We start from the raw sequence: 24824 nt of genomic DNA on the forward strand, positions 1-24824 counted from the left end.
CTCCTGGAAGGTGCGGCTGAGTCGTGGCTGGTCGCGCGATTCCTCGCGCCCCTAAAGGGGCGCGACCACGGCCAGAAGGGTGCCGACCTCGACCTGCTGGCCAGGAGCGGCATGAAGGGCGCTGAGCGTGCCTGTGGCGGGCGCGGAGATCTTGTGCTCCATCTTCATCGCCTCCAGCCAGACGAGGGGCTGTCCGGCCGTCACAGCGGCTCCGGCGGCCAGGCCTTCGGCGACGCGGACGACGGTCCCCGGCATCGGCGCCAGGAGCGAGCCCGGCGCCTGCTGGGTGGTCGGGTCGGGGAAGCGCGGCAGCGCGGTGAGGGTCGTGGCGCCGACGTGGATCCGGTCGCCGTAGCGGCTGATCTCGAACTTGCGCCGTACGCCGTCGATTTCGAGTACGACGAGACGGTCGTCGGCGTGCACGACGCGTACCCCTTCGGCGGTGAGGCCGTCGCGGGTGTGCCGGTAGTGGACCTCGTGCTCGGTGCCGTCGACGAGGTAGCGCTTGGTCTGCGGCTGCGAGGGCAGGTTGCGCCAGCCGCCGCCGAACCGGGAGCGGCCGTGCGCGTCGGAGAGCGCGGCGGCGAGCGGAGCGTACGGGTCCGGGGCCGCCCCGGTGAGCTCCTCCAGGTGGCGCTCGTAGAAGCCGGTGTCCATCCGCCCCGACACGAACTCCTCGTGCCGCAGCGACCGCACGAGGAGGTCCCTGTTGGTGACCGGGCCGTGGATGCTCGCCCGCTCCAGGGCGCCGGACAGCTTGCGCAGGGCCTCCGCGCGCGTGGGGGCGTACGCGACGGCTTTCGCGAGCATCGGGTCGTAGTGGATGCCGATGGGGTCGCCGTCGGTGTAGCCGGTGTCCAGGCGGATGCCCGCCGGGACGGCGAGGCGGTGCAGGGTGCCGGTCTGCGGGGCCCAGGCGTGGGCCGGGTCCTCGGCGTACAGGCGGGCCTCGATGGCGTGGCCACGCGCGCGTGGGGGCTCGTTTCCCAGTACGGCGCCCTCGGCGACCTGGAGCTGGAGCGCCACGAGGTCGATGCCGAAGACGGCTTCGGTGACGGGGTGTTCGACCTGGAGGCGGGTGTTCATCTCCAGGAAGTGGGCCCTGCCGTCGGCGATCAGGAACTCGACGGTGCCGGCGCCCACGTAGTCGACGGCGCGTGCGGCTCGTACGGCCAGCTCGTGGAGCTCCGCCACCAGCGCGGGTGCGAGGCCGGGCGCCGGGGCCTCCTCGATCACCTTCTGGTGGCGCCGCTGGAGCGAGCAGTCGCGCGTGCCGAGCGCCCACACGGTGCCGTGCGTGTCGGCCAGGATCTGCACCTCGACATGCCGGCCGCCCTCCACATAGGGCTCGACGAAGACCTCCCCGTCGCCGAAGGCACTGAGGGCCTCGGCGCGGGCGGCGGTCAACTCGGCGTCGAGGTCGGCGAGTTCCCATACGACACGCATACCGCGTCCGCCGCCGCCCGCGGCCGCCTTCACCAGCACGGGGAGGTCGCCCTCCGTCACCGTGGCCAGGGGTTCGAGGCCCATCAGCTTCTTGGCGCGCGTCTTCGACGCCATCGCCTCGATCGCCTCGGGCGGCGGACCGATCCACACGAGCCCGGCGTCGAGCACGGCCCGCGCGAAGTCGGCGTTCTCGGAAAGGAATCCGTACCCGGGGTGCACGGCGTCCGCGCCGGCACTCAGGGCCGCCTTCACGATCAGGTCGCCGCGCAGATACGTCTCCGAGGGCGCCGCCCCCGGCAGCCGTACCGCCGCGTCGGCCACGCGCGCGTGGAGGGCGTTCTCGTCGGCGTCCGAGTGCACGGCGACGGTCCGGATCCCCAACTCGGCGCAGGTGCGGAAGACGCGGCAGGCGATCTCGCCACGGTTGGCGACAAGGAGTGTCGAAATCACTGGGTCCACCGGATTCATTGGGTCCACTGGGTTCATTGGGTCCGTCACATCCGGAACACGCCGAAGCCACCGCGCGCGCCCTCATAGGGCGCCGTGTGGATCGCGGACAGGCACATGCCGAGGACGGTGCGGGTGTCACGCGGGTCGATGACCCCGTCGTCGTACAGCCGCCCCGACAGGAACATCGGCAGGGACTCCGACTCGATCTGCTGCTCCACCATGGCGCGCAGCGCGGCGTCGGCGTCGTCGTCGTACGGCTGCCCCTTGGCGGCGGCGGACTGCCGGGCGACGATCGACAGGACGCCGGCGAGCTGCTGGGGGCCCATGACGGCGGACTTGGCGCTGGGCCAGGCGAAGAGGAAGCGCGGGTCGTACGCCCGCCCGCACATGCCGTAGTGACCGGCTCCGTAGGAAGCCCCCATGAGCACGGAGAGGTGAGGGACCTTCGAATTGGAGACGGCATTGATCATCATCGCGCCGTGCTTGATGATGCCGCCCTGCTCGTACTCCTTGCCGACCATGTAGCCGGTGGTGTTGTGCAGGAAGAGGAGCGGGATGTCGCGCTGGTTGGCGAGCTGGATGAACTGGGCCGCCTTCTGAGACTCGGCACTGAAGAGCACCCCTTGGGCATTGGCGAGGATGCCGACGGGATAGCCGTGGAGCGTCGCCCAGCCGGTGGTGAGGCTCGTCCCGTAGAGGGGCTTGAACTCGTCGAAGTCGGAGCCGTCGACGAGGCGGGCGATGACCTCGCGCGGGTCGAAGGGGTGCCTGAGGTCTCCGGGGACGATCCCCAGGAGCTCGTCCTCGTCGTACTTCGGCGGTACGGCCGGGCCCGGATCGGCGTGCGCCTTGCGGTGGTTGAGGCGGGCGACCACACGCCGGGTCTGCCGGATCGCGTCCTGCTCGTCGACGGCGAAGTAGTCCGCGAGGCCCGACACGCGCGCGTGCATCTCGGCGCCGCCCAGCGACTCGTCGTCGCTCTCCTCGCCGGTGGCCATCTTCACCAGCGGCGGCCCGCCGAGGAAGACCTTGGCCCGCTCCTTGACCATGATCACATGGTCGGACATACCGGGGATGTACGCGCCTCCGGCGGTGGAGTTCCCGAACACGACGGCCACGGTCGGGATTCCGGCCGCCGACAGCCGCGTGAGGTCGCGGAAGATCGCGCCCCCGGGGATGAAGATCTCCTTCTGGGACGGCAGATCGGCACCCCCCGACTCGACGAGGCTGATGCAGGGCAGCCGGTTGGCGAGGGCGATGTCATTGGCCCGCAGGGCCTTCTTCAGGCTCCACGGGTTGCTGGCGCCGCCGCGCACGGTCGGGTCGTTCGCCGTGATCAGGCACTCCACGCCCTCGACGACACCGATCCCGGTGACCAGCGAGGCACCGACCGCGTAATCGCTCCCCCAGGCCGCGAGCGGCGACAGCTCAAGGAAGGAGGTGTCGGGGTCCAGGAGCAGTTCGATGCGTTCCCGGGCGAGCAGCTTGCCGCGTTTGCGGTGCCGGGCGACGTACTTCTCGCCGCCGCCCGCGAGCGCCTTGGCGTGCTCGGCTTCCAGCTCGGTGAGCTTGGTGAGCATGACTTCGCGGTTGGCGGCGTAGTCGGGGCTCCGCGTGTCGAGCGCCGAGGAGATGACGGTCACAGGAGCGTCTCCGGGATGTCGAGGTGGCGGGAGCGGAGCCATTCGCCCAGCGCCTTGGCCTGGGGATCGAAACGGGCCTGCGAGGCGACGCCTTCGCCGAGGATCCCCTCGACGACGAAGTTGAGGGCGCGCAGGTTCGGCAGCACATGGCGTACGACGGTCAAGTCGGCGCTCTCCGGGAGGAGTTCGCGGAACCGGTCGACGGTGAGGGTGTGAGCGAGCCATCGCCAGGCCGCGTCCGTACGGACCCATACGCCGACGTTCGCGTTCCCGCCCTTGTCGCCGCTGCGGGCGCCGGCGACGAGGCCGAGGGGGGCGCGGCGGGTGGGCATACCGGATGGCGGGGGCTTGGGCAGACGCGGTTCCGGCGCGTCTTCGAGTGCCTCGAGTGCTTCGAGTCCTTCGAGTCCTTCGAGTCCTTCGAGTCCTTCGAGTACGAGGGTGTCGTGGGCCGGGTCCACAGCGATACGGCGTCCGTCGTGGAGGACGGCCACATGGTCGACGTCGCCATGGGGGACGTACACATCCTCGAAGACCCCATAAGGGGCGCCCGTTCCAGGTGGCGCCATCACATGGAACCCGGGGTATCCGGAGAGGGCGAGTTCGATGGCGGCACCGCTGAAGGTCCGGCCCACCGCATGCTGGTCGGGGTCCCGTACGACGAGCCGGAGCAGCGCGCTCGCGGTCTCCTCGGTGGGGGCATCGGGGTGGTCGGTGCGGGCGAGCTCCCAACGCACGTCGGCGGGGCGGGACTTGGCCGAAGCCAGCGCGGTGTCCATCTGGTCCCGGACGAGGGCGGCCTTCGCCTCGATGTCGAGCCCCGTCAGCACGAACACGACCTCGTTGCGGAAGCCGCCGAGCCGGTTGAGGCCGACTTTGAGGGTGGGGGGCGGTGCCTCGCCGCGCACGCCGTCGATGCGAACGCGGTCGGGGCCCTGCTGTGTCAGCCTGACGGTGTCGAGCCGGGCGGTGACGTCGGGCCCCGCGTACCGGGCGCCCGCCGTCTCGTACAGGAGCTGCGCGGTGACCGTACCGATGTCGACGAGCCCGCCGGTGCCGTCGTGTTTGGTGATGACGCTCGTGCCGTCCTCGTGGAGTTCGGCGAGCGGGAAGCCGGGGTGCCGGAGAACGGCAGGGTCGTGCTCGGCGAAGAAGGCGTAGTTGCCGCCGGTGGCCTGGGCGCCGCACTCCAGGACGTGCCCGGCGACCACGGCGCCCGCGAGCCGGTCGTACTCCCCCGGCCCCCAGCCGAAGTGGGCGACGGCGGGGCCGGTGACCAGCGCCGCGTCCGTCACCCGCCCGGTGACGACGATGTCCGCGCCCTCGCGCAGACAGGCGGCGATTCCGGCGCCACCGAGGTAGGCGTGCGCGGCGAGGCTCTCCGGGTACCTGGAGCCGAGTTCGTCGCCCTCGACATGCGCGACCCGGACCGGGATGCCGAGCCGGTCCGCCAACTCCCGTACGGCGTCGGCGAGTCCAGCCGGGTTGAGACCGCCGGCGTTCGCGACGACACGTACCCCACGCTCGTGCGCGAGACCGAGGCACTCCTCAAGCTGGCCCAGGAAGGTCTTGGCGTATCCGCGCCGGGGGTCCTTCAGACGGTCCCGCCCCAGGATGAGCATGGTCAGCTCGGCGAGGTAGTCACCGGTGAGGACGTCCAGCGGACCGCCGGTGAGCATCTCGCGCATGGCGTCGAAGCGGTCGCCGTAGAAGCCGGAGGCGTTGCCGATGCGGAGGGGGGCGACGCCGGTCATCGCGCCATCCCCTTCGGTGCGCTCCCGGTGCCGGACTTCGGTGCATGCCCGGTGCCGGACTTCGGTGCGCTCCCGGTGCCGGACTTCGGTGCATGCCCGGTGCCGGACTTCGGTGCGCTCCCGGTGCCGGGCTTTGGTGCATGCCCGGTGCCGGACTTCGGCGCGTGCTCTGTGCCGGACTTCGGTGCGCGGCCGGCGCCGGAGGGCCCCGCGAACGCCTGCGCGATGTCCAGCCACTTGTCGGCGTCGGGTCCCTGCGCCCGTACGGCGAGATCTGCACGGTTCGCGCGCTGGGTGACCAGCAGGCAGAAGTCGAGCGCGGGGCCGGTGACACGCTGGGCGGCGTCCTCTGGCCCGTGCGTCCACAACTCCCCCGCCGGGCCGACGAGTTCCACCCGGAACTCCTCATTCGGCGCGAAGAGCCCTCGTACCCCGAAGGCGAAGTTCCGTGTCCGCACACCGATGCGCACCACATGCTGGAGCCGGTCCGTAGGTGCGCGCACCACGCCCAAGGCGTCGGCCACATCCTGCCCGTGGGCCCAGGTCTCCATGACGCGGGCGGTGGCCATGGACGCGACGGACATGGGCGGGCCGTACCAGGGGAAGCGCACGCCCAGGGGCGCGGCGCGCAGTGCGCGCTCCAGTTCCCCGCGCCCCGCACGCCAGGTGGCGAGCAGCTCCTCGGGCGCCGTGCGCGCCCCCTCCTCGGCGCCTTCGTCCACGAAGGAACCGGCCGCCGCGAACGCCTTCTCGGTCTCCCGTCCGAACGCCTCCGCGTCCGTGATCGCGATCAGTGCGGCCCGGTCGGTCCACGCGAGATGCGCGATCTGATGGGCGACGCTCCACCCCTCGGCGGGCGTCGGAAGGGCCCAGTCGCCCTCCTCCAACTTGCCCACCAGCCGGTCGAGTTCCTCGCTCTCCCGGTACAGATCGTCGATCACGGACGACGGGTCGAACACGATGGCGCTCCCCTCGGGGCCGTCGATGTGCATGCGGTGCGCGATGCGTGCGGCGCGATGCGTGCTGCATTTCGGAGCATGGCAGCGACCGCAGAAACAAGCAAGCGTGCTTGCATTGTTGATTCACGCAACGGCGTGCGCGCGAGTGACTCCCCTCGGCTAAAGATCGAAGTCGACGCCGTGCCGCGTTCGACCTGGAGAGGCCGACACGTGGTGAATCTCCGCGAACTCGCTCCCAGCGCTTCCCCGCTGGACATCTTCGGGAGCGAGTTGCGCCGCGTCCGGGAGTCGGCGGAGCTCAAGCAGGCCAGTTGGGCAGCTGCATCTTCTGTCTGTACGGGGTCCCTGATCGGGCAGATCGAGACCACCAAGAAGGCCCCCACCCGCGACTTCGCCGAGCGAACGAACGCGGCGCTGGGAACGGACGGGGTGTTTTCGCGGCGCGAGAACGTCGTACGTGTGCGGGGCGCGGAGTGGATCGAGCATGCCGCGAGACCGGCGACGTCGACGTGGACGTGAACGTGGACGAGCTACTGGCCGGCCGCCGGCACCCTCGGGATGGACAGCTCACCTCTGTGCGGTCTCCCCGAGTTGTCGTTTGCGGGAGCGCCATCGGACCCGAAGCCCCCGGCATCCGGACTTGCCCGCCGAGGCCCGGCCCCGAGGTCGGGCGCCGGCCGGCTTTCCGGGGTAGAGCGCACCCCAGGCCGTTGGTGCCGATTCCCGGGGCGGGTGCTGCTCAGGTGCCGCGCTGGCCCTGAGTGGTCTGGCGGAGTTGCTCGGTGTGCAGGGTCAGGGCGTCGATGCGTGCGGCGAGCTCGGTGTCCTCGGGCCGCAGATGGGCCCGGGTGTCGGTCAGGGGGCGCACGAGACGAGCGGCGTCGTCGTGACCAAGGGCCAGGTTCAGGGCGCCGACCGCGTCGGCTGCGTCGGCGGGCAGGCCGGTGAGGGCGGTGATCTGTGCGGCCAGGCGTCGGAGGTCGGCTGCGTTGTCGCGGGCCCAAGCGGTGACGGTGCGGTCGGCGGCGCGGGTGTCGCGGGTGGCCTGGATGCGTTCTTCGCCGGTGGAGCCGGGGGTGCCGGGGCGCAGGCGGAGGTAGCGGCGTTCGGCGGCCTGGCGGCTGGCGACCCCGAGGGGTCCGGCGAGCTCGGCCCAGCTCGCACCCTCGCTGCGGGCGGTTTCAATCAGCCCGCTCTCCCAGCCGGCGAGCTGTTCGCGGACCTCGCGCAGCGTCAGCAGTGCCGCCAGGGCCGAATGCGGGCCGGAGCCGGCCGCGGGTGACGCTGAGGGCGCAGGCGTTTGCCTGGAGGACTGCTGCGCCTCCCTCACGGACTGGTTGATGGCGTCCAGAGCCGCCGCGGCCGCAAGGAAGGGAACGGGCGTGGTCGGCGGGGCGGGTTCGGTCATGGGACTCTCCGTCGTCTCGTCATCTTCCCGATGACGCTGAACTTGTCATCGTTTCGATGACATGCTACAACGGGAGCACGTTGAAGCGCATTGGCAGTTTCTGCCTGAACCGACTGGAGGTGTTTCGCGATGTTGATGCGCACTGACCCGTTCCGCGAGATGGACCGGATCGTCCAGCAGCTGTCGGGTACGTCCGGGACCTGGTCGAAGCCGTCCGTGATGCCGATGGACGCCTACCGTGAGGGCGAGGAGTACGTGATCGCCTTCGACCTGCCGGGTGTGAGCACCGAGGCGATCGACATCGACGTCGAGCGGAACATGCTGACTGTGAAGGCGGAGCGCCGCCCGGTCGCGAAGGCCGACTCCGTGAAGGTGGAGCTCTCCGAGCGTCCCCTGGGTGTCTTCTCCCGCCAGGTCGTCCTGGCCGACACCCTGGACACCGAGCACATCCAGGCCGATTACGACGCGGGGGTCCTGACCCTGCGGATCCCGATCGCCGAGCGCGCGAAGCCCCGCAAGATCAGCATCGGCGGCGAGCGCGGCCGCAGGCAGATCTCCGGCTGAACCCTCCAGTACCAGCCGGCAGCGGAGGGCGGTGAGAGCCGATCCCCCTCCGGCACCCCGCCCTCCGCACCCCCTGTGAACCCTTCACCCCTTTCCGGAGGTGATGTGATGTCGATGCGCAGGGAGGCGTTCCTGGCCCACGTCCAGGAGCGCGGCGAGTACGAGACCCCGGAAGACGCCGACCGCGTTGCCCGCGTCGTCCTGGCCCTGCTGGGCGCACACCTGGTGGGCAGCGTTCGGGCCGAACTCGCCGCCCGGCTGCCCGAGGCGTACGCCCTGATCCTCCTGAACCCGTTGCAGGCCGCGGAGCCGCTCTCGCCGGAGCGGTTCGTCCGTGCGACCGCGGCCTGGATCGAGGGCGCCACCGAGACGACGGCCCTGTGGGACATCGGCGCGGTTCTGTCCACCGCGGCCGCCGCCGCGGGTGACGTCCTGATCCGCGACATCCTGTTCCAGCTCCCGCACGGCTACGACCTCCTCTTCGGGCACCCCCAGCCCACCTGACCGCCACCGGCCGGAGGCCGGATCCTTCGCAGAGAAAGGCAACCGCAGCCATGTACGCCCAGCCTCGACCGAACCCGGCCCATCACGCCATGACGTTCGACCAGATGCTGGAACACGTGCGCTACGAAGGCGCCTACCCCACCCGCGAACGCGCCGCAGAAGCCGTTCACCACGTCCTGGCCGCCCTCGGACGCCAGCTCACCGGCGACGAACGCGTCGACCTCGCCCGGCGCCTGCCCGTGGAGGCCGCCCTCACCCTGACCGCCCAGATCCCCGACACCGAACACCTCACCGGCTGGGGCTTCGTCAAGGACCTGGCCGCACGCACCGGCGCCACCCCGGCCACCGCTCGCTGGGACACCGGCGCCGTCCTCGCCGCCGTCACCCGCCTCGCCGGACCCGACCTCCTCGCCCGGATCCTGCGCCGGCTCCCCGGCGGCTACGCCCTCCTCTTCGGCCAGGCCGAACTGCGCCGGCCCGAGCACGCCGCCGCCTGACTCGGCCTTCCGAATCCCCCTGTCCCGTCGACGAGGTCGGGCGTCCGCATCCGCGGCATCCGCGGGCCGGCAGCCTCGACGGCGACCTCGATCGCGCCGGGGCGGAAGGTGAAACAGCGGGCATAGGCGCCACCACCGTGGCACGGGGCGTTGGTGACGAGGGAGACGAGGGAGACGAGCAGGACGACCGTGTCGGCCTGCTCCCGGCCGCCCGAGGGCCTCGAGAAGGCCCGGGCGGCCCGGCGCGCCTCGGCGACGGCGGAGAGGGGGAACGAGGGGCTGTGCGCTCGGCGCTCACCGCGGTCATCGCGCGCTCCGGCATCCGTGGTCGGTGTCCGGCCCCACCTGGCCGGTCCTCGTGCCCCCGCCCGCAGCCGTTCAACCCAGCAGCCCGATTACCTCAGAGACACGCACGCGAAAATCTATGTCGGCCGAAGTAGACATTGGGTGGTGGTGTGGTTATGGTTTCTCTCGTAGCCGAGATCGAGCAGGGCCCGGCAGACACGAACTGCCGGGCAGCGGTATGCAGTTGCAGTGCGCAGGACGGTGCGGTGGTGGAGTTCCGAAGCCAGGGTTGGTGCAGGACGGCGACGGGGCTGACGACCGGACCGGGTGGCCCGCAGTGATCAGGGGCCGCCGTGAGCAGGACCGCAGTTGACGCAAGTGCAGTACCCGCAAGTGCAAATCGCAGTACCAGCAGTGCGTAGTCAGTGGTTCCTCGGTAAAGGCGTCGGCTGCGGGCGCGCGTGCCGGGAGGTTCGGCAGTGGGGTTCCAAGCCAGAGCAGACGCAGGACGGGCGACGGGGCTGGCTGCCGAAGAGTGGCGCTTACTCAGGTCACCAGCAGTTCGCATCACCAGCAGTACAGAGCAGTAGGCAGGACCAGCAGTACGCAGTTCCCATCGCAAACAGTCGATCAAGAGGGAAAGAACGGAGGAGCCGAGCGCCATCAGGATCGCCCGGGCCGAAACTTTGAACCCGGGTACCGCAGGACATCGATAGTGAGGTGGTCTCCGGTCAAGCAACCGCGATCCCAGCACCCCCGACAGCAGCTCGGTCGGGGTTGCGGAAACAGAAGGCCGGCGCAGTACCAGGGCCGGCAGATGGTGTAGCAGTTCCTTCGGGGCCCTGGTGCCAATGGCACCAGGGCCCCTCCAGCGCGTTCCACAGAGAGGTGCGATGACAGCAGACGACTCGTACGGCCGACTCGATGACGACGACTACCCCGCCTACACCATGGGCCGGGCCGCCGAGATGCTCGGCACCACCCAGGGCTTCCTGCGCGCCATCGGCGAAGCCCGCCTGATCACCCCGCTCCGCTCCGCGGGCGGACACCGCCGCTACTCCCGCTACCAGCTGCGCATCGCCGCCCGCGCCCGGGAACTCGTCGACCACGGCACCCCGATCGAGGCCGCCTGCCGCATCGTCATCCTCGAAGACCAGCTCGAAGAAGCCCAGCGCATCAACGCCGAACACCGCCGCGCCGCCGATCGGCTAACCCACCGGCCGTGACCTGAAGAGGCCGGGCGCCATCGGCCGGGCGCCATCGGCCCTCCCGGCAGTCCTTCGCTGATCACGCAGGAGATGCTTGCCCCCTTCGGGGAGGGATCGGTCAGTGAAGCGAGGCTGCTGAACCATGGATCGCCCAGGCTGGCGATAGACCTTCCTGAGCCCTTCCTGACTCACCACGCGCGGGTGCTGGTATCCGTCGCACATGACCCGAGCACGCGGATGCGGGATACGGCCGCCTCTCGCGAGATCACCGAGCGCGCCGTCCAGGCTGTCGTGGCCGACCTTGAGCAGGCGGGCTGCTTTGCGCCGGAGACGGGTCAGGCTCCAGCCCCCGCGCCTTCCCCCGCCCCACCTGAGTCCGCACCGCGCCCATACTCGCCGCGATGACGAGCGCGATCGCGAGGGCCTGCATGGCGGAGAGGGACTGGTTGAGGACGAGGAAGCCGGCGGTGGCGGCGAGGGCCGGTTCGAGGCTCATGAGGATGGCGAAGGTGGAGGAGGGGAGGCGGCGCAGGGCGAGGAGTTCGAAGGTGTAGGGGAGGACGGAGGAGAGGACGGCCACCGAGGCGCCCAGGGCGATCGTCGAGGGGACCAGCAGCTTCGAGCCCGACTCCACGATCCCCAGCGGCAGGAACAGCACCGCCGCGACCACCATGGCGAGCGCGAGCCCGTCCGCCTGCGGGAAGCGTCGCCCCGTACGGGCACTGAAGATGATGTACGTCGCCCACATGGCGCCTGCCGACAGGGCGAAGGCGACGCCGAGGGGGTCGAGGCTGCTGAACCCTCCGCCGCCGAGGAGGAAGACGCCCGCGAGGGCGAGGCCCGCCCAGACGAGGTTCAGGGCGCGGCGGGAGGCGAGGACGGAGAGAGCGAGCGGGCCGAGCACTTCGAGGGTGACGGCGGCGCCCAGCGGGATGCGGTCGACCGACTGGTAGAACAGGCCGTTCATCGCGGCCATCGTGACGCCGAAGACGACGATGGTGCCCCAGTCGGCGCGCGAGTACCCGCGGACCTTGGGCCGGCAGACCACCAGCAGCACGATCGCGGCCACCGCGAGCCGCAGGGTGACGACGCCGAGCGCCCCGGCACGCGGCATCAGCGTGACAGCCAGCGCGCCGCCGAACTGCACCGAGATGCCGCCGGCGAGGACCAGGCCCAGCGGGCCCAGGGCGGCCCGTCGCCCGGAGCCCTTCGCGGAACCTTCCGCACCTCCCGCACCTCCCGCACCTTCCGCGGAAGCGGCTGCCGCTGCGGCGACAGCGGGCTCTGTGGTCGTCGTGGCCACTTCAGAGCTGGGGAGGTTCACGGGAGCCGTCCAGGAAGTTCGGGTCGAGGTAGCGATGTTCGTCTATCCTGCTGCACTTTCCAGTCCAGGGTAATGGACTAAGTCAGGACTGTGAACCTCTTTTACCACTGACCGCAAGGTGCGATGGGTCACCCGCATCGGACCATGCATGGCTCACCCGCGTCGGACCATGCATGGCTCACCCGCGTCGCGCCATGCATGGCTCACCCGCGTCGCGCCATGTAGAGGTCCAGCGCCTTGTGGAGGACCCGGTTCAGGGGGAAGTCCCACTCGCCGAGGTACTCGGCGGCCTCGCCGCCCGCGCCGACCTTGAAGCGGAGCAGGCCGAGGAGGTGGTTGGTCTCGTCCAGGGTGTCGGTGATGCCGCGGAAGTCGTAGACGGAGGCGCCGAGTTCGTGGGCGTCGGACATCATCCGCCACTGGATGGCGTTGTTCGGCTGGACCTCGCGCTTGCGGCTGGTGGAGGCGCCGTAGGAGTACCAGACGTGTCCGCCGACGGTCAGCATCGTGGCGGCGGCGAGGATGTCGCCGTCGTGGTGGGCGAGGTAGAGGCGCATGCGGTCGGGGTCCTCGGCCGTGAGCGCGGTCCACATGCGCTGGAAGTAGGGCAGCGGGCGCGGGATGAAACGGTCACGCCCGGCCGTCTCGGCGTACAGCTCGTAGAAGGCGGGCAGGTCGTCGTAACCGCCCCGGACCACCTTCACGCCGGCCTTCTCGGCCTTCTTGATGTTGCGCCGCCACTGCTGGTTGAGGCCCTGGTGGATCTCCTCCAGCGACCGCCCGGCGAACGGTACCTGGAACACGTACCGCGGCTGCCCGGCCGCGAATCCGTCCTCGCTGTCGGCGTCGGTCTGCTGCCAGCCCATCCGCCGGAGCCGGTCCGCGACCTCGAAGGCCGCCGGCTCGTACGTCGTCGCCGCCGCGTCTCCCAGCCGCCGCGCCGCCGGATCGGCGATCGCCGCCTTGACCGCGTCCGCACTCCACCGTCGTACGACCACGGGCGGGCCCATCTTCACAGAGAACGCGCCCCGCGACTTGAGGTACGTCAGCATCGGATCGAGCCAGCGTTCGAGATCCGCCGCGCGCCAGTCGATGACCGGCCCCTCGGGGAGGTACGCGAGATACCGCTTGACCTTCGGCAACGGCCGCAGCAGCACCAGCCCGACCCCGACGAGCCGCGCCTCCCCTCCGTCCCCGTCGAACCAGCCGAGGCTCTCCGCCCGCCAGTCCGGCTTCACATCACCCCACGACGGCACCTGCATATGGCTGACGGACGGGCGGGTGCCGACGAAGGGCAGGTGCTCTTCGCGGGTGATCGGCCGGAGGCTCAGGCTCGGGGGACTGGGGTTCATTCGTGGGGCTCCTCGGGGTCGGTGGGCGGGCGGACCATGAAGACATCGACCGGATCCTGCGTCTCCACGGTGAAACCATGGCGTTGGTAGAGACGCTGGGCGGCGCTGCCCCGCAGTACGTTCAGGCGTACGGTCGCGCCCTCGGCGTCCGTGCGGTCCAGCAGCGTGCGCAGGACGGCCGAACCGAGACCGCGGCCCTGGAACGGGGACGCGAGATAGAAGTGCTCAAGCCACCGGCCCCCCTCGTCCTCGTGCTCGTCCTCATCCTCGCCCGGTCGCAGTGTCACGCAGCCCGCGAAGGTGTTGCCGACCACGACGACCGACGTGTACCGCGCGGAGAAGGAGTCCCGCAGCCGCTGCCGGACCCGGCGCTCGTCGAACCGGCCCAGCCTCTCCAGGTCCGGCCGCATCACCGTCGCCCGCAGCTCCGCGATCCGCTCCACATCCGCGGACTCCGCGGGCCGCAACGCCCACGTACCCGCGCGGACCGGCGCCGGGCAACCCGACTCCCGCCGTCTTCCACCCGCCGTCACGCCGGCGCTCGTGCTCACGTCCATGATCGGAGTATGCCAACGCCCGATCACACCGCAGAAACCGGCGCCCACCCCACCCACGGGCCACACATCAACGCCCGTCGCGTGCCCCGAACGCCTCCAGCGCCTCCGCGTCGCTCGCGCGCGCGTTCAGGTAGTAGTCCGCCCACTCGGCGATCTCCGGGTACGCCGACTCCCGGGCGAGGCGGGCGGTCGCAGCCGGGATGTCGAAGAGCGTGGTGCGCAGAGTGACGCCGGGGCCGAGGAGGCACCAGTGGGCGCCGGGGCGGCCGTACGGCATGCCAACGCTGCCCGGATTGACGACCTGCCGGCCGTGGGCGAGGCGGACGTACGGCATGTGGGTGTGGCCGCAGACCACCGTGCGGACGGTGTCGTCGAGGTCCGCGAAGATCTCCGCCCAGCGCGCGAGGCGGGAGTCGACAAGCACGACCTCCTCGTCGTCGCGCGGGGTCGCGTGGCAGAACAGCACCTCGCCGAGCCCGACGATGGGGAGAGCGCGTGTCTTCGGAAGTCCGGCCATGAAGTCGACCTGGTCGTCGCGGAGTTGGTCGGCCGCCCAGGGAGCGATCGGGTCCGGGATCGATCTGCGCAGGCCTCGACGGTACTCGACCAGCTCGCGGTCGGCGTTGCCGCTGATCCAGACGGCCCGGTCGCCGTGTTCCGCCAGCAGGTCCAGCACCTCGACGGGCTGCGGGCCTGCTGCGATGTCACCGGTGAGGACGATGCGGTCCGCGGTGGCCACGTCCGGTTCGGCGAGGACCGCTTCCAGCGCCGGCAGCACTCCGTGGATGTCGGAGAGAACGGCGACCCGGTCAACCGGGGCCGGAGTGGCAGGCATGGCAGGCATGGCAGGCATGGCAGGCGTGGCAGGCGTCAGCATGGCCACCACCCTCAGTCGCGCACACCGCACCCGTCCCGATTTTCGCCTCTCGCGTAGTCCCTCCGTCCAGCACCTCCGCCAGCACCTCCGCCAGCACCTCCGCCGAGTGCCGCTTCCTCCGCCCCACCGGCTGCGTACGGCAGGAGAGGCCGTCCGCCTGGATCACCGTGTCGTCCGTGACGGCCCGTGAGGCCAGGAGGAGCTGTTCCAAGGCGTGTGGCACCCACCGAACGGACAGCCGGGGTCAGGAGCGGCCGCCCCCGGAGCGTGAGCTCGGGCCGCTCCAGCCCCTTTCGAGGAGGTCGAAGGCGATGTCGACGGCCTGTTCGGGGTCCGCGGCGCGGTGGGCGAGGGCGGAGGTCTCCAGGGCGAAGTGGGCCAGGGCCGCGCTGCGCGGGTCGTCGGGCGGGGCGCCTGTGTCGGCGGCGATGGCGTGGGCGAGGGCGTCCCGGTGGCGCGTCCACATGCGGTGGGCGTAGGCGCTCAGGGCCGGGGTCTCCCGCACCAGGCCGAGGAACTGGGTGTAGCGCACGTCGGAGTCGGCAGCGCGGAGACGGACGCGTTTGACGTGTGCGCACAGGGCCTGGGGGATGGTCGTGCCGGCGGTGCGGTCGCGGACGGCGGCGACCAGCCCAGCCTCCTGATCGGCCTCTTCGTCGAAGACGAGGGCCTCTTTGCCGGGGAAGTGCTTGAGCAGCGTGGTGGTGGACACGTCGGCCGCCTCGGAGACGTCGTGCAGGGTCACCGCGTCGTAGCCGCGCTCGATGAAGAGGTTCAGGGCGGCATCGGCGAGCGCCTGGCGCGTGGCAGCCTTCTTGCGCTCGCGCCGGCCCACTGGAGTCGTCGTCATAGCCTCACCATACCCACTGTTGCCTGACACAAAAGGTTGTGTCGTTTAACTTTCTTGGTTATTAAACTTTCTTCATCGTTGAACTTTATTGATCGTTGTGCTTTTGTGGAATCGGCGGGGCCCGCCTGAATCGCACGGTCCCCGATTCCCTGCCAAGGAGAACGACCATGAGCCTCACCCCTGCGCGCATCGCCGTCATCGGCGCCGGCCCCGGCGGCCTGACCTGCGCCCGCATACTCCAGCGCCACGGCATCGACGTCACCGTCCACGACCTCGACGCCTCCGCGACCTCCCGCAACCAGGGCGGCACCCTCGACATGCAGCCGGGCACAGGCCAGGACGCCCTGCACGCCGCCGGCCTGTGGGATGCCTTCAGCGCCCTGGCCCGCCCGGAAGGCCAACAGATGCGCCTGGTGGGCCGCGACGGCCGGATCCTGTTCGACGCCGCCCCGACGGAGAGAGACGGCCAGGGGAACCCCGAGATCGACCGCGGTCAGCTACGCGGCCTGCTCCTGGACTCCCTCGCGCCGGGCACCGTCCGGTGGGGCCACAGGCTGGAGCGTGCCGAACCGCTCGGCGACGGCCGTCACCGCCTGCACTTCGCCCATGGCGACAGCGCCGATGCCGACCTGGTCGTCGGCGCGGACGGCGCCTGGTCCCGGGTGCGCCGGCTCGTGTCCGACACCGTTCCCGTCTACACCGGGGTCACGTTCGTCGAGACCGGCCTGAACGACGCCGACGCCCGCCATCCGGAACTCGCCGCCCTCACCGGCAGCGGCACGATGATGGCCCTCGACGACGGCCTCGGCTTCGTCGCCCAGCGCAACAGCGGCGGCCACATCCGCGTCTACGTCGGCATGCGCGCCCCAGAGGACTGGCACCGGCAGGCGGCCGTCGACCTCACCGACCCCGCCGCCGTCCGCCACTGTCTGCTGGAGCGGTTCGCCGGCTGGAGCCCGGTCCTGCACGGCTGCATCACCCGCACCGACACCGGCTACGTCAACCGTCCCCTGTTCGCCCTGCCCGTCCCGCACACCTGGGAGCACACCCCCGGGGTGACCCTGCTGGGCGACGCCGCCCACCTGATGTCCCCGTTCTCGGGCATGGGCGCCAACCTCGCCATGCTCGACGGCGCCGACCTCGCCCAGGCCCTCATCGACCACATCGACATCGACGACGCCGTCACCGCGTACGAGAAGGTCCTCATTCCCCGGTCCATCGAAGCCGCCGAGGGAGCCGCCGAAGGCATCGACGGCGCCTTCGCCCCCGACAGCGCCGAGCAGACCCTCGCCCACATGACCACCCGCCGCTGACCGCGAGGCAATTCCGTCAGCCGGTCCCGGTGGCGAAGGGGCCGCCGTCTCCGAACGCGAGCCGCGCGAAGTTCTCGCCGATGCGGCGGTGTGCCGCGGGGTCGGGGTGGACCTCGTCGGGCAGGGGCAGTTCGGCGTAGTCCTTCTCGCCGTAGAGGTCGCGGCCGTCCAGGTAGTACAGGTTCGGGTCGTCGGCCGCCCGCTGTTCGACGGTCCGGGCGAGTTCGTCGCGGATGACGTTGAGCGTCAGCCGCCCGGCGGCCCGTTCGGCAGGATCGCCCGTGGCCCTGAACCGCAGGGTCCCGCCTGCGAAGTCGGGCGCGAGAGGGCCGGGGGTGTCCTCCTGGACCGGGCACAGGATGGGGGACACGACCAGCAACGGTGTCGTCGGATGCCCCTCGCGGATGGTGTCGAGGAAGCCGTGCACCGCCGGGGTGAAGGCGCGCAGGCGCATCACGTCGGCGTTGACGACATTGATGCCGATCTTGAGGCTGATCAGGTCCGCGGGCGTGTCCCGCATCGCACGGGCGGTGAACGGATCGAGCAGCGCGCTGCCACTGAACCCCAGGTTGACCAGCTCCACTTCGCCCTGTGCGGCGGCCAGGGCCGGCCAAGTGGCGGTCGGGTGGGCGGCGTTCGAGCCGTGGCTGATGGAACTGCCGTGGTGGAGCCACACCCTGCGCCCGCGATCCGGCGCCGGCTCGACCGGGGCGTCGGTGCGCAGAGCGATCAGCTCGGTGATCTCCGTGTGCGGAAGCCAGATCTCGACGTCCTTGTCACGCGCGGGCAGACCGGTGAACCGGGCGGTGCCGGGAGGCCCTTCACTCAGTTCGGCGGACTGGGTGACCAAGTCGACGATCGTGCGGACGTTCCCGCCGGGCACCGTGGCCTGGGCAGCGAGCCGGCCGTCGACCAGCAGGTCGTACACACCGTCCGCCGGGGCCGGGAAACTTCGGTAGACCCGCTTGGTGGGCAGCGTGTCCAGCTCGATGACGGTGGCCCGGGTACGGAAGACCAGGCGCACGCCGGAGGGCTGGGCCTCGGCCACGGCCAGCTGGTCGTCGGGGATCTGCCGGCGGGCCCGAGCGGGCAGACGATGCGGCAGCAGGCCGTACGTCGTCCGCTCCACGTCGAGGAAGCCGCGCAGCATGTCGGCGGTGACGGGTGTACTGACGGATGTGGTCATCCGGTCGGACTCAGCGTTCTTCATGCTCATGGTCCTGTTGCTGTTGTCGTCGTCGCTGATGCGGACGCTGATCAGGGCGTTGTCCAGTTGCGCAGCAGGGCGTCCAGCCGGTCCACGGTCCAGGTCCAGGACTCCCGGGAGTCGACGGCGGTGTGGCTGAAGCTTCCGGCCATCTCCAGGCTGACGTAGCCGTGGAAGACGCTGCCCAGCATCCGGACCGCGTGCGTCTGGTCCGGCTCCGTCAGGTCGTAGCCGCGCAGGATCGCCCGCGTCATCTGTGCGTGCCGAGGGCCGGCGCTGGCGGCCGCCGTCTCGGGGTCGAGCCGGAGCCGCATGGCGTCGTACCGGCCGGGGTGCTCCCGGGCGTAGTCGCGGTAGGCGTCCGCGAAGGCGGCCAGGGCGTCCTTGCCGGCGCGCCCGGCCAGCGCGGCGGCGACCCGGTCGGCGAGCTCCTCCAGCGCGAACAGCGCGATCCTCGTCTTCAGGTCCTGGGAGTTCTTCACGTGCGAGTACAGACTCGCGACCTTGACGTCGAACCGCCGGGCGAGCTCAGAGACGGTCACCCGGTCGAAGCCGACCTCATCGGCCAGCTCCGCGCCCGCCCGGGTCAGACGCTCCGCGGTCAGCCCCACTCGAACCATAACCATCCCCCCAATCACCTAAAGTCATTATGCATTTGCCTAATACCTTTAGGCAAACGGGACTACGGCTCCTCCCCCAGCCCTTTCCCCAGCCCTTCCTCCAACCCCTCCGCCAGCACCTCCGCGAGGTGCCGCCCCCTCCGCCCCGCGAGCTGCTCCAGTTGCGTGCGGCAGGAGAAGCCGTCCGCCAGGATCACCGTGTCGTCCGTGGCGGCTCGTACGGCCGGGAGGAGTTGCTCCTCGGCGCAGGCCGTCGACACGTCGTAGTGGCCCTTCTCGAAGCCGAAGTTGCCGGCGAGGCCGCAACAGCCGCCGGCAAGGGGGCCGGTGAGGCCCGCAGTCTCGCGCAGGCGGCGGTCGGCGGCGTCGCCGAGGACCGCATGCTGGTGGCAGTGGGTCTGGCCCGCGGCCGGGCGGTCCAGGCGCGGTGGGGTCCAGTGCGGGGCATGCCGTTCCAGGGCCTCCGCGAACGTCGTCACCGCCGCCGCCAGACGCGCCGCACGCGGGTCGTCGTGCAGCAGCTCCGGCAGGTCGGTGCGGAGGGCGGCGGCGCAGCTCGGCTCCAGGACGACGACCGGGGTGCCCATCTCCAGGTACGACTCCATCAGGTCCAGCGTGCGGCGCATCACCGTGCGGGCACGATCGAGTTGGCCGGTGGAGACGTAGGTCAGGCCGCAGCAGACGCGGTGCCGGCGACGCGGCAGGACCGCGCCGAATCCGAGCGGCCCCTTCGTCACGCCGTCCCCGACCGGGCCCCGCGACGGCCTCTCCGGCATCCCCGCCCCTGCCCCCACCCCCGCCGGCGTGAACCTCATCGCCTTCGTCGGCGGCAGCAGCACCGTCAGCCCCGCCGCCTCCAGGACGCGTACGGCGGCCTTGCCCACGGACGGCGAGAGGTACTCCGTAAAGGTGTCGGGCCACACCACGACAACCTCCCCACCGGAGCCGAAGCCCGAGCCGGATCCGAAACCGAAACCGGAGCCGGAGCCGGAGCCGAAACCGGAGCCGGACCTGGCGCCTGAGTCGGCCCCGAACCCCGGAAACGGCCCCCGATCCCCCCGCTTCACGCCCCGCACAAACCCCCGCACCCGCTCCCGGAACCTCCTCGACCACCACCGGCTGAAGGTCTCCCGCGCCACCGTCGGAATCCCCCGCTCGGGCGCGATCCCGCCCAGCCGCTTGGCCACCGCCGCCAGGAACCCCACGCCGGCAAGGGAGTTGACGATCCGCGCCGTGCGGGTCCTGGCGACGAACCCGAGCCATACCGGCAGCCATCCCATGGCGTAGTGGGCGGCCGGGCGGCGGCGTCCCTCGTAGTGGTGGTGGAGGAACTCCGCCTTGTACGTGGCCATGTCGACGCCGACCGGGCAGTCGGACCGGCATCCCTTGCAGGACAGGCAGAGGTCCAGCGCGTCGCGGACCTCCGTCGAACGCCACCCGTCCGTCACGACCTCGCCCGCGAGCATCTCGTGGAGCAGCCGCGCCCGTCCCCGCGTGGAGTGCTCCTCCTCACCGGTCGCCCGGAAGGAGGGGCACATCACGTCCGCGCCGGCCGCAGAAGTCGTACGGCACTTCGCCACCCCCACGCACCGCCGCACCGCCGCCGAGAAGTCCCCGCCGTCCGCCGGATACCCGAAGGCCACGTCCACCAGTTCCTTCGGCAGCACCGCGAACCGCAGGTTCTCGTCCAGGCGGTGCGGCCGCACCAGCATTCCGGGGTTGAGCAGGTCGTCCGGGTCCCAGATGCCCTTGACCCGCTCGAAGAGGCCGACCATCTCCGCGCCGTACATCCTCGGCAGCAGCTCGGCCCGCGCCTGTCCGTCGCCGTGCTCGCCCGACAGCGAGCCCCCGTGGGACACCACGACGTCCGCGAGCTCCTCGGAGAACAGCCGGAAGCGGCCGACCCCGGCGGGTGTCATCAGGTCGAAGTCGATGCGTACGTGGATGCAGCCGTCGCCGAAGTGCCCGTACGGCGTGCCGCGCAGCCCGTGGGCCGTCAGCAGGGCCCGGAAGTCGCGGAGGTAGGGCCCGAGCCGGGCGGGCGGCACCGCGCAGTCCTCCCAGCCGGGCCAGGCCTCGCTGCCGTCGGGCATCCGGGTCGCCGTGCCGCTGGCGTCCTCGCGCAGCCGCCACAGGGCGCGCTGCCCGGCCGGGTCGGTGACGACGAGGGAGTCGATGACGTCGGCGGCCCGCACGATCGCGTCCGCACGTGCGCGTGCCTCCCCCGCGTCCGCCCCGCCCGTCTCCACGAAGAGCCAGGCCCCGCCGCACGGCAGCCCCGCGTCGGCCGGTACGAGGTCGGCGGCCATCCCCTCCACCGTCAGCGGGCCGTACGGCAGCAGTCCGGCCGCCGCCTCCGCCGCGGCGCTCTCGTCCGCGTACGCCAGCACGGCCAGCGCCCGCGCGCGCGGGGCCTCGACCAGTCGTACGACCGCCTCGGTCAGCAGCCCCAAGGTGCCCTCGGAGCCACAGAACGACCGGGCGACATCCGCGCCCCGCTCGGGGAGGAGGGCGTCCAGCGCATACCCGGAGATTCGGCGCGGGAGGTCAGGGAAGCCGGTGCGCAGGCGCGCCAACTCGCCCTCCACCAGGGGACGGAGGCCGTCGGGGGCGCCCGCCCAGTCCTGCCCCAGCCGCACCGCGGCCCCCTGCCCCGTGACCACCGACAGCTCCCGCACGCTGTCCGCCGTCGTGCCCCAGGCGACCGAGTGCGTCCCGCACGAGTTGTTGCCGATCATGCCGCCGAGCGTGCAGCGGCCGTGGGTCGAGGGGTCGGGGCCGAAACGCAGGCCGTGCGGGGCGGCGGCGTCCTGGAGGCGGTCCAGTACGACACCGGGCTGGACCACCGCCGTACGGGCATCGGGGTCCACGGAGACGATCCGGTTCATATGGCGGGTGAAGTCCAGGACGACCCCCGTGCCCGTCGCCTGCCCGGCGATCGACGTGCCGCCACCGCGCGCGACGACCGGCACTCCGTGCTCACGGCACACGGCGAGGGCCGCCGCGACGTCGTCCGCGTCGCGCGGGGACACGACACCGAGCGGGACACGCCGGTAGTTGGACGCGTCCATGGTGGTCAGCGCCCGCGCGGTCACGTCGAAGGCGACCTCGCCGCGCACCGCCTTCCGCAGCCCTGACCGCAGTGCCCCTAGATCCGTCATGCCTCCAGGATGCCCCCGAACACTGACAGTGACCGCGGAGCCGCCACGCGAAGATCGCGTTCGACGGTTCGAATGTGGTCGGGATTACTCAGACCGGGAAGCCGGAAGCTGCCCAATGCGATCACTAACTCTCATATAGTGACGGGCAGTTGAGCATCAGGTGTCGCTTCTCGCCCAGGAACCTCGCCCTCAGGAACCTCGCCCAGGACACGACCGAGGACACGATTCATGACCGCGCCCGCAGCGCCCGCACCCTCCGGCGAACGACCCCCTCTCCGCGCAACCGCACTCGCTCTCCTGATCACCGCCGTACCGGCCGCGCTCGCGGTCGTCGGCGCGGTCTACCTGGCACCCGACTCGGTGCGCGTCCCCCTCGCCTGGGCCGCGGGCGGCGGCGCCCTGATGCTGTGCGTGGCCGTCTCCGTGGCCACCCGCGCCGTACAGAGGTCGAGACTGCTGCGCCGTCGGCTCGGCACCGTGAGCCAGGACGCCGGCCGGCTCCTCCAGGAACGGGCCCGGCTGACCGAGGAGTTCAACCGGGAACGGGTCCGGCTGACCGGTGACGTGGCCCGTGAGCGGGCCCGCCTGGCCGAGGCAGTGGCCCAGGAACGCGTCCAGCTGACCGAGACCGCCACGCGGGAACGCGCCCGCCTCACCTCGGAGTTCACGGCCGAACGGCAGCGGCTCACCGACGAACTGAACCGCCTCACCGCGGAGAACGCCCGGCTCACCGAGAGCGCCCGGCGCGCCGCCGGTGACCGCGCCGCCGCGCTCGCCTCGACCGCCAACGCGGCCGGCCGGATGCAGGCACTGTCCACGGGCATGCTCGCCGACCTGCGCGCCATGGAGGAGCGGCACTCCGACGAAGCGGTGCTCGCCGATCTGCTGCACCTCGACCACCGCACCGCGCAGGCGGGCCGCCTCGCCGACTCGGTCGCCGTCCTCTCGGGCGCACGCTCCGGACGCCGCTGGGCACGGCCCATCGTCATGGAGTCGATCCTGCGCGGCGCGATGGGCCGCATCGGCGGCTACCAGCGCGTCCGCGTCCACTCCACCAGCGAGGCCGCCATCGCCGGGCACGCCGCCGAGGGCGTGATGCACGCCCTCGCCGAACTCCTCGACAACGCCGCGAACTTCTCCCCGCCGACCGCCGAAGTGCATGTGTACGTCGAAGAGGTCCCGGCCGGCGTCATCGTCTCCGTCGAGGACAGCGGCCTGGTCATGGGCAAGGTCCAGCTGCGCCGCGCCGAGCGGGCCGTGTCCGGCGACAGTGTCGGACTGGACGGGCTCACCGGCACCCGGCTCGGCCTCGCGGTGGTCGGCCGGCTCGCCCGCAAGCACGGCCTGAAGGTGTCCTTCCGGCCCTCCGCACGCGGCGGCACGGGCGTCCTGATGCTCATCCCCCAGGACCTCCTCACCCTCCTCCCCCTCCCGGCCCTCACGCTGCCCCTCGACGACGAACCCGCCGAGACCGAGAAGGCGCCGGCCGCCGCCCGGCCGCTCCCCGAGCCGTCGTACGCCGCCGCCCACGCCACCGCCGACCTGGACCCGGACCCCGTCCCCAGCCACGGATCGCCCCGGCACGAACCGGGCACCGAGTCGCCCGGCGACCTCCCCAAGCGCCGTCGCGGCCGCACCCTCGCGCACGCCGAGCGCAGCCGCGCCCGCGCCACGCCGCCGGCCGACCCGGATCCTCGTACCGCCGAGAGGGCCAAGTCCCGCGGCGACCGCTTCAGCAGCTTCCGGCAGGCGGTACGCGGTACGGCGCAGGGCGCCGAGGACGCCGTACAACAACACATCGCCGTACAACAACACATCCAGGAAGAACTCGAAGAAGACCTCGGACCGGAACAGGCACAGGAACAGCAACAGACACAGGCACAGGCACAGGCACAGGCACAGGCACAGGAGGGCGTATGGGACGCGGATCCCGTGTCCGCCCACCACTCACAGTCGCCCGACCACTCGCACCCGAAAGGCCACACCACTCCATGACCGGCTCCACCACCGCCGACGAGAAGCTCTCCTGGCTCATCGAGGGTCTGCTCGCGCGCACGCCGGGCACACGGCACGCGCTCGTGCTCTCGCGTGACGGCCTGAAGCTGTGCCGCACCCCGGAGCTCTCCGTCGACCAGGCCGACCAGCTCGCGGCAATCGCCGCCGGCATCCAGTCGCTGTCCCACGGGGCGTCGGTGGAGTTCGGCGACGGCAGCGGGGGCGTACGGTCCGCGATGGCCGAGTTCTACGGCGGGGTGCTGTTCATCGTCGAGGCGGGCGACGGCGCGCACCTGGCGGTGGTCACCGCCGAGGACGCGGACGCGGGCCTGGTCGGGCACAACATGAACGAACTCGTCGAACAGCTCGGCGAACACCTGAGCGCGCCACCGCGTACCTCATGAGCCGTCCGGGCAGGGACGACGCCCCCGACCGGCTGTACACCCTCACGGGAGGGCGCAGCAGGTCCGGGCCCGACACCCCCCTCGACCTGGTGACGCTGGTGGTCGCCGAGTGCGATCCGGTGGCGGGCATGCAGTCGGAGCACGCCGCGATCCTGCGGTTCGCCAAGCGGCCCACGGCGGTCGTCGAGATCGCGGCCGAACTGCGGCTGCCGGTGAGCATCACGAAGGTGCTGCTCTCCGATCTCCTCGGCACCGGCCGGGTCAGCGCCCGTCATCCGCATATCGCCGCCCTTCCCGATTCCGACATCCTGGAACAGGTGCTCGTTGGACTCCGTAACATCTGACGCCGGTACGTCTGCCGGAGTCGCCGAGCCCGCTGACGCCGGTACGCCCCTGTCGGCAGGGTCCGATGCCCGTACGCCTCCCGCGGCCGACGCCCGTACGCC

The 24824-nt window shown here is 71.4% G+C and carries 23 protein-coding genes; 9 read left to right on the plus strand and 14 right to left on the minus strand.

Annotated features, from left to right (window positions below):
• Positions 1-51: 51 nt before the first annotated feature.
• From ACFVKT_RS21305 to ACFVKT_RS21320, 4 genes are read right to left on the minus strand one after another with little or no spacing between them, the layout of a single operon-like run.
• Positions 52-1896, minus strand: a complete 1845-nt coding sequence (locus ACFVKT_RS21305) for an acetyl/propionyl/methylcrotonyl-CoA carboxylase subunit alpha (protein WP_385734220.1) — start codon at positions 1894-1896, stop codon at positions 52-54.
• Positions 1897-1940: 44 nt separating this feature from the next.
• Positions 1941-3539, minus strand: a complete 1599-nt coding sequence (locus ACFVKT_RS21310) for an acyl-CoA carboxylase subunit beta (RefSeq protein WP_385733709.1) — start codon at positions 3537-3539, stop codon at positions 1941-1943.
• Positions 3536-5293 carry an acyclic terpene utilization AtuA family protein gene (locus tag ACFVKT_RS21315; RefSeq protein WP_385733711.1) on the minus strand — a complete coding sequence of 586 codons (1758 nt, stop codon included), beginning with the start codon at positions 5291-5293 and terminating at the stop codon, positions 3536-3538. The genes ACFVKT_RS21310 and ACFVKT_RS21315 overlap by 4 nt, the downstream gene beginning before the upstream one ends.
• The gene (locus ACFVKT_RS21320; RefSeq protein ID WP_385734222.1) at positions 5290-6252 is read right to left on the minus strand and encodes a TIGR03084 family metal-binding protein; all 963 of its coding nucleotides are present in this window, start codon (positions 6250-6252) and stop codon (positions 5290-5292) included. Before ACFVKT_RS21320 ends, ACFVKT_RS21315 begins: the two co-directional genes overlap by 4 nt.
• Before the next feature lie 210 nt (positions 6253-6462).
• On the opposite strand from ACFVKT_RS21320, the gene ACFVKT_RS21325 reads away from it, so the two are divergent.
• Entirely contained in the window at positions 6463-6771 is a 309-nt protein-coding gene (locus ACFVKT_RS21325; protein WP_385733713.1) for a helix-turn-helix domain-containing protein, read from the plus strand.
• Positions 6772-6991: 220 nt separating this feature from the next.
• Here ACFVKT_RS21325 and ACFVKT_RS21330 read toward each other — a convergent pair whose 3' ends face one another.
• On the minus strand, positions 6992-7660 hold the full coding sequence (locus tag ACFVKT_RS21330) for an HSP18 transcriptional regulator (protein WP_385733715.1): 669 nt from the start codon (positions 7658-7660) through the stop codon (positions 6992-6994).
• A gap of 129 nt (positions 7661-7789) precedes the next feature.
• Between ACFVKT_RS21330 and ACFVKT_RS21335 the strand changes: the two genes are divergently transcribed.
• The 4 genes from ACFVKT_RS21335 to ACFVKT_RS21350 all read left to right on the plus strand — a co-directional run bounded on the left by ACFVKT_RS21335 (position 7790) and on the right by ACFVKT_RS21350 (position 10736).
• Positions 7790-8224 (plus strand): Hsp20/alpha crystallin family protein, encoded by a 435-nt coding sequence (locus ACFVKT_RS21335; RefSeq protein ID WP_385733717.1) that lies wholly within the window; start codon positions 7790-7792, stop codon positions 8222-8224.
• A gap of 108 nt (positions 8225-8332) precedes the next feature.
• A complete protein-coding gene (locus tag ACFVKT_RS21340; RefSeq protein WP_385733718.1) occupies positions 8333-8728 on the plus strand; it encodes a DUF2267 domain-containing protein in 396 nt (131 codons plus the stop codon).
• A 50-nt stretch (positions 8729-8778) separates the two neighbouring features.
• Positions 8779-9225 (plus strand): DUF2267 domain-containing protein, encoded by a 447-nt coding sequence (locus ACFVKT_RS21345; protein ID WP_385733720.1) that lies wholly within the window; start codon positions 8779-8781, stop codon positions 9223-9225.
• Positions 9226-10403: 1178 nt separating this feature from the next.
• A complete protein-coding gene (locus ACFVKT_RS21350; protein ID WP_385733722.1) occupies positions 10404-10736 on the plus strand; it encodes a MerR family transcriptional regulator in 333 nt (110 codons plus the stop codon).
• 247 nt (positions 10737-10983) lie between these two features.
• On the opposite strand, the gene ACFVKT_RS21355 is transcribed toward ACFVKT_RS21350, so the two are convergent.
• The 6 genes from ACFVKT_RS21355 to ACFVKT_RS21380 all read right to left on the minus strand — a co-directional run bounded on the left by ACFVKT_RS21355 (position 10984) and on the right by ACFVKT_RS21380 (position 15678).
• Positions 10984-12042, minus strand: a complete 1059-nt coding sequence (locus ACFVKT_RS21355) for a DMT family transporter (RefSeq protein WP_385733724.1) — start codon at positions 12040-12042, stop codon at positions 10984-10986.
• Positions 12043-12245: 203 nt separating this feature from the next.
• Complete coding sequence (locus tag ACFVKT_RS21360; protein ID WP_385733725.1) at positions 12246-13394, minus strand: lipid II:glycine glycyltransferase FemX; 1149 nt, start codon at positions 13392-13394, stop codon at positions 12246-12248.
• Positions 13391-13951 carry a GNAT family N-acetyltransferase gene (locus ACFVKT_RS21365; RefSeq protein WP_385733727.1) on the minus strand — a complete coding sequence of 187 codons (561 nt, stop codon included), beginning with the start codon at positions 13949-13951 and terminating at the stop codon, positions 13391-13393. The genes ACFVKT_RS21360 and ACFVKT_RS21365 overlap by 4 nt, the downstream gene beginning before the upstream one ends.
• Before the next feature lie 67 nt (positions 13952-14018).
• Positions 14019-14786: a metallophosphoesterase family protein gene (locus tag ACFVKT_RS21370; RefSeq protein WP_385733729.1), complete on the minus strand. Its 768-nt coding sequence runs from the start codon at positions 14784-14786 to the stop codon at positions 14019-14021.
• Positions 14761-15051 carry a hypothetical protein gene (locus ACFVKT_RS21375; RefSeq protein WP_385733731.1) on the minus strand — a complete coding sequence of 97 codons (291 nt, stop codon included), beginning with the start codon at positions 15049-15051 and terminating at the stop codon, positions 14761-14763. Before ACFVKT_RS21375 ends, ACFVKT_RS21370 begins: the two co-directional genes overlap by 26 nt.
• 21 nt (positions 15052-15072) lie before the next feature.
• Positions 15073-15678 (minus strand): TetR/AcrR family transcriptional regulator, encoded by a 606-nt coding sequence (locus ACFVKT_RS21380; protein ID WP_385733733.1) that lies wholly within the window; start codon positions 15676-15678, stop codon positions 15073-15075.
• Between the two features lie 167 nt (positions 15679-15845).
• Between ACFVKT_RS21380 and ACFVKT_RS21385 the strand changes: the two genes are divergently transcribed.
• Positions 15846-16991, plus strand: coding sequence for an FAD-dependent oxidoreductase (locus tag ACFVKT_RS21385; RefSeq protein WP_385733735.1), 1146 nt, complete (start codon positions 15846-15848; stop codon positions 16989-16991).
• A 16-nt stretch (positions 16992-17007) separates the two neighbouring features.
• Here the strand turns inward: ACFVKT_RS21385 and ACFVKT_RS21390 are convergent, their stop codons facing one another.
• From ACFVKT_RS21390 to ACFVKT_RS21400, 3 genes are all read right to left on the minus strand, one after another.
• Positions 17008-18201, minus strand: a complete 1194-nt coding sequence (locus ACFVKT_RS21390) for a GDSL-type esterase/lipase family protein (protein ID WP_385733737.1) — start codon at positions 18199-18201, stop codon at positions 17008-17010.
• A 47-nt stretch (positions 18202-18248) separates the two neighbouring features.
• Complete coding sequence (locus ACFVKT_RS21395) at positions 18249-18818, minus strand: TetR/AcrR family transcriptional regulator (RefSeq protein WP_385734223.1); 570 nt, start codon at positions 18816-18818, stop codon at positions 18249-18251.
• Positions 18819-18880: 62 nt separating this feature from the next.
• Entirely contained in the window at positions 18881-21979 is a 3099-nt protein-coding gene (locus ACFVKT_RS21400) for an FAD-linked oxidase C-terminal domain-containing protein (protein WP_385733738.1), read from the minus strand.
• A 228-nt stretch (positions 21980-22207) separates the two neighbouring features.
• On the opposite strand from ACFVKT_RS21400, the gene ACFVKT_RS21405 reads away from it, so the two are divergent.
• From ACFVKT_RS21405 to ACFVKT_RS21415, 3 genes are read left to right on the plus strand one after another with little or no spacing between them, the layout of a single operon-like run.
• Positions 22208-23974: a sensor histidine kinase gene (locus ACFVKT_RS21405; protein ID WP_385733740.1), complete on the plus strand. Its 1767-nt coding sequence runs from the start codon at positions 22208-22210 to the stop codon at positions 23972-23974.
• Positions 23971-24378 (plus strand): roadblock/LC7 domain-containing protein, encoded by a 408-nt coding sequence (locus tag ACFVKT_RS21410; RefSeq protein ID WP_385733742.1) that lies wholly within the window; start codon positions 23971-23973, stop codon positions 24376-24378. The genes ACFVKT_RS21405 and ACFVKT_RS21410 overlap by 4 nt, the downstream gene beginning before the upstream one ends.
• Complete coding sequence (locus ACFVKT_RS21415) at positions 24375-24722, plus strand: DUF742 domain-containing protein (RefSeq protein WP_385733744.1); 348 nt, start codon at positions 24375-24377, stop codon at positions 24720-24722. The genes ACFVKT_RS21410 and ACFVKT_RS21415 overlap by 4 nt, the downstream gene beginning before the upstream one ends.
• Positions 24723-24824 lie beyond the last annotated feature (102 nt).

Origin of the sequence: Streptomyces sp. NPDC127595, assembly GCF_042671685.1 — a bacterium.
In the GTDB taxonomy this organism is placed as follows: Bacteria; Actinomycetota; Actinomycetes; order Streptomycetales; family Streptomycetaceae; genus Streptomyces.